We start from the raw sequence: 12,285 nt of genomic DNA, 5'->3' as shown, positions 1-12,285 counted from the left end.
TCCCATTTCATTCAGTTGCCGGGCTCCATGGCGCGAATGCGGTCCACATGGGCCTGGAGCGAGCGCAGCGCGACCGGCCACATGCGCTCCGGCACGTCGTCATACGCGATCTTCACCCAGTCGTCGACGTCGCCATCCGGAATCGCCTGCATGGCCTTGAGCACCTTGGCTTCGCGGGCGAGGCGGTGCGCGTGCAGCCTGGCGATGGCTTCGCGCGCCTTCTCGATCACGTAGCCATGGGCCGGCGCGATGAAATTGGCGTCGAATTCACCGCAGGCCGCATCGAGCTTGGACAGCGATTCCAGGTAGTCATCCATGTTGCCGTCGGGCGGGCTGACCACGGTCGTGCTCCCGTTCAGGATGTGGTCGCCCGAGAACAGCAGGCCGTCCTCGCGCAGCATGAAGCAGACATGGTTGGCGGCGTGGCCGGGCGTGTGGATGGCCTGCAGCGTGTGCGTGACCTCGCCTTGGGGGCTTGGTCCGCGCAACTGCAGCAGCTCGCCGTCGGCCAGCTCGCGGTCGGGTGTGAAATGGCTGTGGGCCTGCGCCGTGGGGCGCGACGCGAGACCGAGGATCGGCGGCCGGGGCTTGCCATATTGCTCGACCAGGGTCTGCAGCGGCCTGGCACCGGGCGAGTGGTCCGGATGCGAATGGGTGCAGACGATCTGCCGGATGTCGCCACCCGCCGCGCGCCAGAGCCTCTCCAGGTGGCCCGCGTCGTCCGGGCCAGGGTCGATGGCGATGTAGCCGGTCGATGGATCGCCCACGAGGTAGCTGTTGGTGCCGGGGCCGGTCATCACGCCGGGATTGGGTGCGGTCAGGCGCTGCACGTTCTTGAGCAGGGGCACCGCATGCTCGCTTTGCCAGTCGAGCGGGTGCAGGATCTGGCCGTCGGGCGTGACCAGGGCCAGTTCGCCGAACGCCGGCTCATGGTCCATGAAGCGCGTCTCGCGGCCCTTGACCAGGCCACTGCGCGGGCAGCAGTTCCACAGCGGCGCCTCGTCGCGCGAGATGGCATCGAGAAGCGCCTGCACCGTGGGATAGCGCGTGAGGTGGTCCAGCGTGCGGATGGTCGGAAAGATCATGAAGAACTTGCCCTCCTTGTGCAGCGCCAGCGCGTCGGCCGGGCGCACCCAGACGGGCTCGAACTGCTCGGACTCGTCGGCCACCGGCTCCTGCCCCTGCGGCATGCGGCGCACCAGGAATGGCACGGAAAAGCGCTTGGGCGACGTGCGGTCCGCCGTCCAGTGCGCAAGCACGTGCATGTCGTCCGCCGCCAGGCGCAGGCCGAGTGCGGCGCACTGCGGGACGAAGGGCTTGCTGCGGTCGATCGCGGCGATGTCGGTGGCATCGGCAAAGCGTCCGTCCTCCGCGTGGCGGGCGATCAGGATGCCCAGCTCCTCGAAGCTCTCGCGGATGCCCGCGATCGCCTCCGTCACGCGCTGCGCATCCTGGGTCGGGCGGTGGTCGGTCTGCGCGTGCGAGGCGGGGGATGCGTCCTGCGCGTCGACTCCGCCGCCAGGGAATACGTAGGCGCCGGGCAGGAAGCTGGCATGGGGCGAGCGGCGCGTCATCAGCACCTCGAGCACGGTGTCGCCGTTGCCTGTCGGCGCATCACGCATCAACAGCACGGTGGCCGCGGGACGCGTGCTGGCGGGCTCGCGATGGATATGGAGTTGTTGGTTCGAGCGGGGCATGCACGCATTATGGGCATCCGGGCCGGGTTGTGCTGGCGCGCACGTGACGGCACCGCCGCCGCACCGCTACAGCTTATTACGGCAGGGATATGTGCGGGGTGGCTCTGTGGACGGATAATTGGTGCATGCAGATCCGCTTCACCAAAATGCAGGGAGCCGGCAATGACTTCGTCGTGCTGGACGAGACGGCCGGGCGCCGTGGCCTGACGGCCGGGCAATACCGGTTCATCGCCAACCGCCATTTCGGCATCGGCGCCGACCAGATCCTGACGGTGCGTGCAGCGCCGACGCCGGAGGTGGATTTCGAATACGTGATCCACAACGCCGACGGCGGCGAGGTGGAGCAGTGCGGCAACGGCGCGCGCTGCTTTGCGCGCTTTGTGCGTGACAAGGGCCTGACCGACAAGGACTCGATCCGCGTGCAGACCATGAAGGGCGTGATCGCCCCGCAACTGATGCCCGATGGCCGCGTCACGGTCGACATGGGCCGTCCCGAGTTCACCCCTGCCCTGGTGCCATTCGACGCCGAAGGCCTGGTGGCGCGCGTGCTGGGCGATGGCGTGCAATGGCCCGTGGACGTGCGGGACGCGGCCAGCGGCGCGGATACCGTGGTGTGGTGCGCGGTGGCCTCCATGGGCAACCCGCACGCGGTGCAACTGGTGGAGGACGTGGCCACGGCGCCTGTCGAGATCATCGGCAGGCAGATCGAAAGCCACCGCCGCTTCCCCAACCGCGTGAACGCAGGGTTCATGCAGATACTGGGCCGCGCCGAGGTGAAGCTGCGCGTGTTCGAGCGCGGCGTGGGCGAAACCCTGGCCTGCGGAACCGGGGCCTGTGCCGCCGTCGCCACCGGCATCCGGCTGGGCCTGCTCGACCGGCGCGTGGATGTCCACACCCCGGGCGGCCTGCTCACCATCGCATGGTCCGGCGACCCGCAGGACTCCGTTTTCATGACCGGACCGGCCACCACCGTGTTCGAAGGCCAGATCGACATTCCAGACGACCTATGACCCATCCCCACAACGTGAACCCCGCCGTGCCACCCATCACCGAAGAAGACATCGCGGAATTCCTGCTCAACACGCCGGATTTCTTCGAACGCCATGCAGAGGTGCTGTCCAGCATCACCATCACGAGCCCGCACGGCCACCGTGCGGTCAGCCTGCACGAGCGGCAGGCCGAGATGCTGCGCGAGAAGATCAAGGGCCTGGAGCAGCGCATCATGGACATGGTGCGCCACAGCGGAGAGAACACTGCCATCGGCGAGAAGACCCATGAGTGGGCGCGCCGGATGCTGTCCGTGAAGGAGCCGATCAAGCTGCCGGCCGCCGTGGAGAACGGCATGCGCGAGCTGTTCGACGTGCCGCAGGTGGCCCTGCGCGTATGGGGCGTGGGCCCGGTGTTCGCCAGCGAGACCTTCGCGCGTGGCGTGAGCGATGATGCCCGCGCTTTCGCCTCTTCGCTGACCAGCCCGTTCTGCGGCGCGAACATGGGCTTCGAGCCGACGCAGTGGCTGCCCCAGGCCGCCCAGGTGCAGTCGCTTGCGCTGCTGCCGCTGCGCGATGGCGCCATCGACAGCACCGAGCCCGCGTTCGGCATGCTGGTGCTGGGCTCGCACGACCCGGCGCGCTTCGACGCGGCCATGGGAACGGAATTCCTCACGCGCATGGCCGAGCTCGCCAGCTCCGCGCTGTCGCGCCTGCGTTGACCCGGCGGGCAGCGGATCGCGTCGTGGCAACCCGGGGCAAGGCGTCGAGATCCCGGTCCGCTGCTGCGGCGGAAGCTGCCGACCCCGCGCCTTCCGCAGCGCCCGTGGTGCTGCCCCCCGAGGCGCTGCAATACCTGGAATACGTGCGCGTGCAGAAGCGCCTCGCGGCCCGCACGCTCACGCTCTACACGCTCGATCTGGAAAAGCTGGTGCAGTTCGCTGCCGGCGCGAACCGGCCGCTGCTTGAACTGCAGAATGCGCACATCCGCGGCTTCGTCGCGCGCATGCACGGCGCGGGGCGCTCCGGGCGTGGCATTGCGCTGATCCTGTCGGGCTGGCGCGGCTTCTTCGCGTGGGCCGCGCGCCAGGGGCTGGTGCCGAACAACCCGGTGCAGGATGTGCGCGCGCCGCGTGCCCCCAAGCCGCTGCCCAAGGCGCTGGGAGTCGACGACGCCGTGCGGCTGGCAGAACATGAACAGCCGGGTGCCGATCCATGGCTCGAGGCGCGCGATGCGGCCATCGTCGAGCTGCTCTATGGTTGCGGGCTGCGCGTGGGCGAACTGGTGGGCCTCGATGTGATCGCCACCTCGGCGGCGCATGCCCAGGGCCGGGGCTGGCTTGACCTGCAGGCGGGCGAGGCCCACGTGTTCGGCAAAGGCGCCAAACGCCGCAGCGTGCCCATGGGGGCCGCGGCGATGCAGGCCGTGCGGTCCTGGCTCGAGGTGCGCGCGCAGCCGTTTGGTGGCGCGCAATCCGGCGGCCCGTCGGCCCGGCTCGATTCAGCGCTCTTCGTGGGCCGGCGCGGAGCGCGCCTGACCCCGCAGTCCGTCTGGCTGCGCCTGCGCGAGCGCAGTCAGCTGGCGGGGCTGACCACGCCCGTGCATCCGCACATGCTGCGTCATTCGTTCGCCAGCCACCTGCTGCAGTCCAGCGGGAACCTGCGCGCGGTGCAGGAGCTGCTGGGCCATGCCAACATCACGACGACACAGGTCTACACCCGCCTCGACTTCCAGCATCTCGCGCAGGTCTATGACGCGGCCCACCCGCGCGCGCGACGCAAGTCGGAGGACTGAGCCTCCATCCGCACCCGGCGCATCCTGTCTCGGCTTATTTCGCGGCGGTGGCCTCCGTTGCCTCGGTGCCCAGCCACTTGAGCAGCTCGCGCAGGCGCTGCTCGCCCCCGGCATCAAAGCGCTCGATGCCGATGCCCTTGAGCACGGCCTGGCCGGCGGGAGTCTCCCCCAGGCTCAGCACCGCCTTGCGCGCGGCGGCCACCTGGGCTTCCGGAATCTCGCCACTGGCGATCAGCGGGAAGTAGGGCTGCTCCACGCTCTTGTGGATCACCCGGTTGCCCGCCTGCAGCCATTTTTTGGCGGCGCCGGAATACGAGGCCAGGCCGCCCACGTCGGAGAAGTGGTTGTCCATGTAGAAGGTCACCGCGCCCTGCTCACGCACATACTTGACGTTTTCCTTGTCGAGAAGAATGCCCTGATCGCGGAGTTCCGCGGCGCAGAAACGGCTCATGTAGGAGACCTTTTCCGGCATGACGAAGCGTTTGCCCTTTGCATCAGCCAGCGTCTTGATCGGTGAATCCCTGGGTACGACGATCAGGCATTGCCCGTCGGGCTTGGCGCTCGCGACAAAGCGGTACTTGTAGTCGCGCAGGCCGCGTGCCGGGTAGTCGCTGGGGCGGGCCATCATGAAGTCAAAGCGGTTGGTCTGCATGCCACTTTCGAGCGCCTTGAACTCGCGCACGAACACCACATCGACCTTTGCGCCGATGGCCGCGGCGATCACGTTGGCCAGCGGCTGGTACTTGGCAATCACCTGCGCGTGATCCAGCCCCCCTGAGGTGCCCTCGCTGATCCCCATGGTCAGGTCGGCGGCGTTCGCGGCGCCGGCAGCAAGCCCGGTGGCGAGCACGGTGCCGGCAAGGCCTCGGGCCAGCCTGCGCAGGGAAGACGCGACGAGCGGGCGGCCGCTGGCGTGACCAGGGCTCCCTGGGGTGGCCCATGGGCGATTGGACATGCTTGCTCCTGTATGTAAATTTTTGTTTGCTCGTTAAATTATTAATCCAGACCTCTGATTTGTGAACCAGGCAGCGGCTCATGAACATCCCGGATTGTGGAAACAGGTGAAAAATACTGGCCATGTTTCAGTAATCGCTCTCTTGCAAAGGACATGAGAGCCCTTATCTAGGGGCGGCGTCCCGCATGGCTAAACTTGCCAGGAATATTTCTCGGCACGCCCCCGGACATTCCGGCGGCGTGCCTTGGGCTTTTTGCAGAAAGTGAATCCCATCATGTCCCTGATTCCCGCAACCATCCTCACCGGCTTTCTGGGTTCCGGTAAAACCACCTTGCTCAAGCGTGTGCTGCACGAGGCACACGGGCAGAAGATCGCGGTGATCGAGAACGAGTTCGGCGAGGAGAACATCGATACCGACATCCTGAAGACCGAGTCCAAGGAACAGATTGTGCAAATGAGCAACGGCTGCATCTGCTGCACGATCCGCGAGGACCTGCGCCAGACGCTGCAGCTGCTGGCGGCCAAGCGCCGCAAGGGACTGGTGGAGTTCGATCGCATCGTGATCGAGACCACCGGCTTGGCTGACCCCGGACCGGTGGCGCAGACGTTCTTCATGGACGACGAGATCGCCGAGACCTATCTGCTCGACTCCATCATCACGCTGGTGGATGCCAAGCATGCCAACCAGCAGCTCGACGACCGCCAGGAAGCGCGCCGCCAGGTGGGCTTTGCCGACCAGATCTTCCTCTCCAAGACCGACCTGGTCAGCGAGGACGAAAAGAACGCCCTGATCCACCGCCTGAAGCACATGAACCCGCGGGCACCGATCCGCGCGGTGCACTTCGGCGATGTGCCGCTCCAGGAAGTGCTGGACCTGCGGGGGTTCAACCTGAACTCCAAGCTCGACATCGATCCGGACTTCCTCAAGGCAGACGACCACGGGCACGACCATGATCATGATCACAGCCACTGCGATCACGACCACGGCAAGTGCGAGCACGACCATGCCCATGAAGGCCATGACCACCAGCACGACGAGCACTGTGGGCACGACCACCACGACCATGAGCATGGCGAGCACTGCAACCACCCCCATCACCACCACTATGACGACGATGTGAAGAGCTTCGTCTTCCGTGCCGAGCGCGCATTCGACCCCGTAAAACTTGAAGACTTTCTGGGCGCGATTGTGAACATTTATGGGCCGAGGATGCTGCGCTACAAGGGCGTGCTTAACATGCAGGGAACCAACCGCAAGGTGATCTTCCAGGGCGTGCACCAGCTCATGGGAAGCGACCTGGGGCCGGAGTGGGCCGAGGGTGAGCAACGCCTGAGCAAGATGGTGTTCATCGGCATCGAATTGCCCAAGGACATCCTGGTGCAAGGCCTGGAGCAGTGCCTGGTCTGACGCGGAATCGTTCCTTTTGTGATGAGGGATTGAGAAAGTACACGTGGAATGCGCACCACTTTTCCCCCATCCGATGAATAGATCGCTACAATCGCGCCCCGAAAAACCCGGGATCGTTGTGCCATCAATGATTCCGGCTCCGCCCGTATTGCGAGGAGACAGGAAGTGAAAGCCGTACCCAGCAAGTCCAAGGCGACCGCCCAGGCACCCAGCGCTGGCAAGGCGGTGGGCAACGCGCCGGCCGCTTCGGCCGGAGCACGCAAGCCCGAGGACGCAGGGGAATCCCGGCACACTTCCCGATCCACGCATTCGCCCGTACCATCACCGGCAAAAGCGGGGGCCAATCCGGCCTCCGTCGCCAGCAGAAACGACACTATGCCTACGACATTGCAAGCTACCGCGGCGGCCGCCAAGAAGGATCCCAAGTTGGCCAACAACTGGAAAACGAAGAACGGAGAAGAGCTCTCCGACGCCGAAGTGCTCGCCATGCCCGAGAGCGAGTACATGAACGACAAGCAATTGGCGTTCTTTCGCCACAAGTTGACGCAAATCAAGCAAGATATGCACAACAATGCCGGCGAGACCACCGAGCATCTGCGCGAAGACACCGTCGTCGTGCCTGATCCGGCGGATCGTGCGACGATCGAGGAAGAGCACGCGCTGGAGTTGCGCACGCGCGACCGCGAGCGCAAACTGTTGAAGAAGATCGAGCAGTCCATCGCCAGAATCGATGCAGGAGACTATGGCTACTGCGACGAAACCGGTGAACCGATCGGTGTGGGTCGCCTGATCGCCCGCCCCACGGCCACGCTGTCGCTCGAAGCGCAGCAGCGTCGTGAGCTGAAGCAAAAGATGTACGGAGATTGATGGCGTACGCGCCCGCGGCGGACATGGCTGGTCCATGGACACTGCGACGCGCAAGCCATGCTGCCCCATGAGCAAGGAAGATTCTGCCCGCGGCTTGTTGTCCAAGGTGGTGCGTTTTGTGCGCAACCCGACCGTGCAGTGGTCAGAATTGGACGCGCCCGAAGAGGACAAGGAGGGCCTGTACAGTAAACAGGTGCTCAAGGAGATGATCGAGCGCAAGCGGCGTAACGACTTCGTGCGCCGCAGGGAGTTCGATCAGCTGCGCAAGATTCGCCGCAAGGAGGTCGTGCAGGGGCAGAAGCTCGAGGACGCCACGGGGCGCACGTCGTTTGCCCAGAGCACGCTGCTGCAGCAGCAGGCGGCCACGGCGTCACCCGACGGCCGGGCGGTCACGCTCAAGAAGATCGACGAGATCGAGGCGCAGATGTCGCAGCAGTGGTGGCGTGCCAAGCCGGGCGCTGCTGGCGGCGACGCTCCTGCGGTGCCGCGCGTGGTGCCGCCCATCCATGATGGGCCGGGAACGGCGGAGGTACCCCTGGAGTTTGCTCCTACGGCGCCTTTGACGGCATCGATGGGATTTGCCCCGACGACTCCGTTGGTGGACGGCGCAGTGGCGTCGACCCTTCCGATGGGGCTCCCGGGTGCTCCCGCAGGGGTTGAGGTGCCCACGTTGGGGATGGATGCGGTTGTTTTCCACGAGGAACTGGAGAAATTTGTGCACGAACCTGATCTTGAAGAGGCCGCCATACGCTTCGCCAATGGCGACTACGCGGGCGCCGAATCAGGCTTGCTGGAAGTGCTCGCTCAACACGCGAAGGATCAGCCCAAGGAGCAGATCGACATCTGGATGACCCTGTTCGATCTGTACCGGGCCACGGGCCAGCAGGATCGCTTCGACAAGCTGGCCATCGAATATGCAGGTCGCTTCGGGCGGTCGGCTCCATTGTGGTTCTCGCTGCCCGAGCAACTGGGGCTGAGCATGGCCGCATCTGCCAGCGCAGCCGCCGCGATTCAGCGTGAATTCAACTGGAGCGCGCCCTCGACGCTGACGCAGCAGTCGCTCACGGCGCTGCTGGCCTCCATCGCGCGCAAACCCGCACCGCCATGGACGCTGAACTGGTCGCGCATGGCCGATATCGAGACGGCCGCCATCGCGGGACTGGCTGATCTCTTCCAGCGCTGGGCGGACGAACCTGTCGAACTCAAGTTCGTCGGCGTGCCTGCCCTCAGCGCACTGCTGCAATCGAAGACGCCCTCGGGCGATCGTGCGGTGGATGACCAATGGTGGCGCCTGCGCATGGCGACGCTGCGCCTGATGAGCCTGCCCGATGAGTTCGAACTGGTGGCGCTCGACTACTGCGTGACCTACGAGGTCTCCCCGCCATCCTGGGCCGCCGTCAAGTGCCGGTTCTCCGGGGACGACAGTGCCGCGAACGCGGCCCTGGAACAGGCACGCCAGCGTGAGGGGGATGCTCCCGGCGCGGCAATGGGAGCTTCCCGCGCCGCCGCGCAGGAAAAAGCGCATCTGCCGGGCCTCTCGGGCCATATCGATGGCGATGCCGTCCCGCTGCTGCAGCCCTTCGAGGCAGAGGCCAAGCCGGATGCGCCGCTCATCATTGCCTGCGACAACCTGATCCGCATGGATTTCCCGGCGGCGGGCTCGGTGCTGAACTGGGCCGCCGAGCAGCAGGCCAAGGGGCAGGTGGTGCAGTTCACCAACCTGCATCGCCTGATCGCTGTGTTCTTCAACGTGATCGGCGTCGGCGAGCATGCGTGGGTGGTTCCGCGCCGCAATTGACGCCAGCCCCTCCCTCAAACGCCGGAACCGAAAGCGCGCACCTCCTGCGCGCTTTTTCTTTTTTTGTTGCGGGGTTCAAAAAGACGCAAAAAGAGGGGCCTTGTCGCCTTGAGTTTTCCTCCTTCGGCACCATCTTTCACACCCATGGAACAGTATCACGGCACCACCATTCTCAGTGTCCGACGCCAGTTGGCCGACGGCAGCATCCAGGTCGCCATCGGCGGCGACGGCCAGGTCACGCTCGGCAACATCGTGGTCAAGGGCACCGCGCGCAAGGTTCGCAAGCTCTATGGCGGCAAGGTGCTGGCCGGATTTGCGGGGGCCACGGCCGACGCGTTCACCTTGTTCGAGCGCTTCGAGGCCAAGCTCGAGAAGCACAACGGCCAGCTCACCCGCGCGGCCATCGAGCTCACCAAGGACTGGCGTACCGACCGCGTGCTGCGCCGCCTCGAGGCCATGCTGGCCGTGGCCGATGAAACCGCCTCCCTCATCATCACCGGCAACGGCGACGTGCTGGAGCCCGAGCAGGGCATCGTCGCCATCGGCTCCGGCGGCGCCTATGCGCATTCAGCGGCCAAGGCGCTGCTGAACAACACCGAGCTTTCCGCGGAAGAGGTGGTGCGCAAGTCGCTGGCGATTGCGGGCGAACTGTGCATCTACACCAACATGCATCACACGATCGAGACGTTGTGATCGACGGGCTCCCTTCTTCCCCTCGGGGAGAGGGAGCACAAGCAAACGCCTTCCTTTTCACTCAGCACAGACATTGCCGGGACGCCATGTACTCGATGACCCCTCAGGAAATTGTTTCCGAACTCGACAACCACATCGTCGGACAGAACAGCGCCAAGCGCGCAGTCGCCATTGCCCTGCGCAACCGCTGGCGCCGTCAGCAGGTGGACATAAGCCTGCGCCACGAAATCACGCCCAAGAACATTCTGATGATCGGCCCCACGGGCGTGGGCAAGACCGAGATCGCGCGCCGCCTGGCGCGGCTCGCCGATGCACCATTCATCAAGGTCGAGGCCACCAAGTTCACCGAGGTGGGTTATGTGGGCAAGGATGTGGACTCCATCGTGCGTGACCTCGTCGAGATCGCCGTCAAGCAGACGCGCGAAGCCGACATGAAGAAACTGCGCATGCGTGCCGAAGACGCGGCCGAGGAGCGCATCCTTGATGTGCTGATTCCGCCCGCCCGCGGCAGCGAACCCGCGCCCGACGGCGCGGCGCGCCAGACCTTCCGCAAGAAGCTGCGCGAGGGGCAGCTCGATGACAAGGAGATCGAGATCGACCTGGCCGAGGCGCGCCAGCAGCTCGAGATCATGGGCCCCCAGGGTATGGAGGAGATGACCGAGCAGTTGCGCGGCATGTTCAGCCAGATGGGTGGCGAGAAACGCAAGACGCGCAAGCTCAGGATCGCCGAGGCCATGAAGCTGCTGATCGACGAGGAGGCCGCCAAGCTGGTGAACGAGGACGAGGTGAAGAGCCGCGCCCTCGCCAACGCGGAGCAGAACGGCATCGTCTTCATTGATGAAATCGACAAGGTCGCCGTGCGCCAGGAGTCCTCGGGCTCCGACGTATCCCGCCAGGGCGTGCAGCGCGACCTGCTGCCGCTGGTGGAGGGCACGACCGTGTCCACCAAGTACGGCATGGTCAAGACCGACCACATCCTGTTCATCGCCTCGGGTGCGTTCCATCTCGCCAAGCCCAGCGACCTCATCCCCGAGCTGCAGGGCCGTTTCCCGATCCGTGTGGAGCTTGAATCGCTGTCGGTGAAGGATTTCGAGGCCATCCTCACGCAGACCCATGCGTCGCTTGTGAAGCAATACCAGGCGCTGCTCGCGACCGAGGGCGTGACGCTGGAGTTCGCCCCCGACGGCATCACCCGCCTGGCGCACATCGCCTATGACGTGAACGAGCGCACCGAGAACATCGGCGCGCGCCGCCTGTCCACGGTGATGGAGCGCCTCCTGGACGAGGTCAGCTTCGATGCGGTCAAGCTCTCGGGCCAGACCGTGCGGATCGACGCCGCATATGTTGATGCACGTCTACAGATGCTCAGTCAAAACGAAGACTTGTCCAGATACATTCTCTGACGGTTTTGTCGAATTAGCTCACAAGGCTCAAGTGTCACTTCCACAGCAAACCCTAAGTGCTTAATAAATAAGGGTTTTATCGGGTGGCAAACCTTTGATGGTGAGCCTAAGTCATTGATTTCATTGCAAATTTGTGTTGCTTGACCTCTTGCGTGGTGTTCTTTTCCTGCTACAGTGCAAAAAAGTGCAATTAAGTGGTGAAAAGTGCCGGCGATTTTCGAAAATGCCGGTCAACCAAGCTGAGGTCCAACGGTGTTTCAAGGGGCGTCATCCATCAGTCTCGATGCAAAGGGTCGGTTATCTGTACCGACCCGGCATCGTGACGTCCTGATGGCGACGGCTGCCGGCCAACTCACCATCACCAAGCATCCGCATGGGTGTCTGATGGTGTTTCCGCGCCCCGAATGGGAAAAGTTCCGCGAGCGCATCGCCCAGCTGCCCATGTCGGCGCAATGGTGGAAGCGCATCTTCCTGGGCAACGCCATGGATGTGGAGATGGACGGCACCGGACGCGTGCTGATCTCTCCGGAGCTGCGCCAGGGCGCAGGCATCAGCAAGGACACCATGCTGCTGGGTATGGGCAATCACTTCGAGCTTTGGGACAAGGCGAAATACGACGCCGATGAGGCCGAGGCAATGCAAGGTGAGATGCCGGATGTTTTCAAAGATTTTTCTTTCTAGGG

Annotated in this window: 12 protein-coding genes; 9 read left to right on the top strand and 3 right to left on the bottom strand. The window is 64.7% G+C overall.

All coding sequences use genetic code 11. The features are described from left to right. Window positions 1–11: 11 nt before the first annotated feature. On the bottom strand, window positions 12–1,697 hold the full coding sequence (locus H9K76_RS19775) for an MBL fold metallo-hydrolase (RefSeq protein ID WP_187596993.1): 1,686 nt from the start codon (window positions 1,695–1,697) through the stop codon (window positions 12–14). 125 nt (window positions 1,698–1,822) lie between these two features. Between H9K76_RS19775 and dapF the strand changes: the two genes are divergently transcribed. The 3 genes from dapF to H9K76_RS19760 all read left to right on the top strand — a co-directional run bounded on the left by dapF (window position 1,823) and on the right by H9K76_RS19760 (window position 4,478). Continuing rightward, the gene (dapF, locus tag H9K76_RS19770) at window positions 1,823–2,707 is read left to right on the top strand and encodes a diaminopimelate epimerase (protein ID WP_187596992.1); all 885 of its coding nucleotides are present in this window, start codon (window positions 1,823–1,825) and stop codon (window positions 2,705–2,707) included. Next, window positions 2,704–3,405 (top strand): DUF484 family protein, encoded by a 702-nt coding sequence (locus H9K76_RS19765; protein ID WP_187596991.1) that lies wholly within the window; start codon window positions 2,704–2,706, stop codon window positions 3,403–3,405. Before dapF ends, H9K76_RS19765 begins: the two co-directional genes overlap by 4 nt. A 104-nt stretch (window positions 3,406–3,509) precedes the next feature. After that, window positions 3,510–4,478 (top strand): tyrosine recombinase XerC, encoded by a 969-nt coding sequence (locus H9K76_RS19760; RefSeq protein ID WP_187600752.1) that lies wholly within the window; start codon window positions 3,510–3,512, stop codon window positions 4,476–4,478. Between the two features lie 34 nt (window positions 4,479–4,512). Here H9K76_RS19760 and H9K76_RS19755 read toward each other — a convergent pair whose 3' ends face one another. After that, the gene (locus H9K76_RS19755) at window positions 4,513–5,433 is read right to left on the bottom strand and encodes a phosphate/phosphite/phosphonate ABC transporter substrate-binding protein (RefSeq protein WP_223196262.1); all 921 of its coding nucleotides are present in this window, start codon (window positions 5,431–5,433) and stop codon (window positions 4,513–4,515) included. A 274-nt stretch (window positions 5,434–5,707) separates the two neighbouring features. Here H9K76_RS19755 and H9K76_RS19750 point away from each other — a divergent pair, with 274 nt between their 5' ends. The 3 genes from H9K76_RS19750 to H9K76_RS19740 all read left to right on the top strand — a co-directional run bounded on the left by H9K76_RS19750 (window position 5,708) and on the right by H9K76_RS19740 (window position 9,506). Next, a complete protein-coding gene (locus H9K76_RS19750) occupies window positions 5,708–6,841 on the top strand; it encodes a CobW family GTP-binding protein (RefSeq protein ID WP_187596990.1) in 1,134 nt (377 codons plus the stop codon). Window positions 6,842–6,964: 123 nt separating this feature from the next. After that, the gene (dksA, locus tag H9K76_RS19745) at window positions 6,965–7,708 is read left to right on the top strand and encodes an RNA polymerase-binding protein DksA (RefSeq protein ID WP_246475562.1); all 744 of its coding nucleotides are present in this window, start codon (window positions 6,965–6,967) and stop codon (window positions 7,706–7,708) included. 67 nt (window positions 7,709–7,775) lie between these two features. Beyond that, entirely contained in the window at window positions 7,776–9,506 is a 1,731-nt protein-coding gene (locus H9K76_RS19740) for an STAS domain-containing protein (protein ID WP_187596989.1), read from the top strand. A 14-nt stretch (window positions 9,507–9,520) separates the two neighbouring features. On the opposite strand, the gene H9K76_RS23605 is transcribed toward H9K76_RS19740, so the two are convergent. After that, the gene (locus tag H9K76_RS23605; protein ID WP_281394114.1) at window positions 9,521–9,652 is read right to left on the bottom strand and encodes a hypothetical protein; all 132 of its coding nucleotides are present in this window, start codon (window positions 9,650–9,652) and stop codon (window positions 9,521–9,523) included. On the opposite strand from H9K76_RS23605, the gene hslV reads away from it, so the two are divergent. From hslV to mraZ, 3 genes are all read left to right on the top strand, one after another. After that, on the top strand, window positions 9,651–10,199 hold the full coding sequence (gene hslV, locus H9K76_RS19735) for an ATP-dependent protease subunit HslV (protein ID WP_187596988.1): 549 nt from the start codon (window positions 9,651–9,653) through the stop codon (window positions 10,197–10,199). The genes H9K76_RS23605 and hslV overlap by 2 nt on opposite strands. Before the next feature lie 86 nt (window positions 10,200–10,285). Next, window positions 10,286–11,602, top strand: a complete 1,317-nt coding sequence (gene hslU, locus H9K76_RS19730; protein ID WP_187596987.1) for an ATP-dependent protease ATPase subunit HslU — start codon at window positions 10,286–10,288, stop codon at window positions 11,600–11,602. A 252-nt stretch (window positions 11,603–11,854) separates the two neighbouring features. Beyond that, window positions 11,855–12,283 (top strand): division/cell wall cluster transcriptional repressor MraZ, encoded by a 429-nt coding sequence (gene mraZ, locus H9K76_RS19725; protein ID WP_187596986.1) that lies wholly within the window; start codon window positions 11,855–11,857, stop codon window positions 12,281–12,283. Window positions 12,284–12,285 lie beyond the last annotated feature (2 nt).

The sequence above is a fragment of the Diaphorobacter ruginosibacter genome (assembly GCF_014395975.1).
Classification (GTDB): Bacteria; Pseudomonadota; Gammaproteobacteria; order Burkholderiales; family Burkholderiaceae_C; genus Diaphorobacter_A; species Diaphorobacter_A ruginosibacter.
This window is presented reverse-complemented; position numbering and strand designations above follow the sequence as displayed.

Excerpts from the sequence above, each read along its gene's own strand:
- H9K76_RS19775 (WP_187596993.1), bottom strand. The coding sequence starts at position 1,697 with ATGCCCCGCTCGAACCAACAACTCCATATCCATCGCGAGCCCGCCAGC.
- dapF (WP_187596992.1), top strand. The coding sequence starts at position 1,823 with ATGCAGATCCGCTTCACCAAAATGCAGGGAGCCGGCAATGACTTCGTC.
- H9K76_RS19765 (WP_187596991.1), top strand. The coding sequence starts at position 2,704 with ATGACCCATCCCCACAACGTGAACCCCGCCGTGCCACCCATCACCGAA.
- H9K76_RS19755 (WP_223196262.1), bottom strand. The coding sequence starts at position 5,433 with ATGTCCAATCGCCCATGGGCCACCCCAGGGAGCCCTGGTCACGCCAGC.
- H9K76_RS19750 (WP_187596990.1), top strand. The coding sequence starts at position 5,708 with ATGTCCCTGATTCCCGCAACCATCCTCACCGGCTTTCTGGGTTCCGGT.
- H9K76_RS19740 (WP_187596989.1), top strand. The coding sequence starts at position 7,776 with ATGAGCAAGGAAGATTCTGCCCGCGGCTTGTTGTCCAAGGTGGTGCGT.
- hslV (WP_187596988.1), top strand. The coding sequence starts at position 9,651 with ATGGAACAGTATCACGGCACCACCATTCTCAGTGTCCGACGCCAGTTG.
- H9K76_RS23605 (WP_281394114.1), bottom strand. The coding sequence starts at position 9,652 with ATGGGTGTGAAAGATGGTGCCGAAGGAGGAAAACTCAAGGCGACAAGG.
- hslU (WP_187596987.1), top strand. The coding sequence starts at position 10,286 with ATGTACTCGATGACCCCTCAGGAAATTGTTTCCGAACTCGACAACCAC.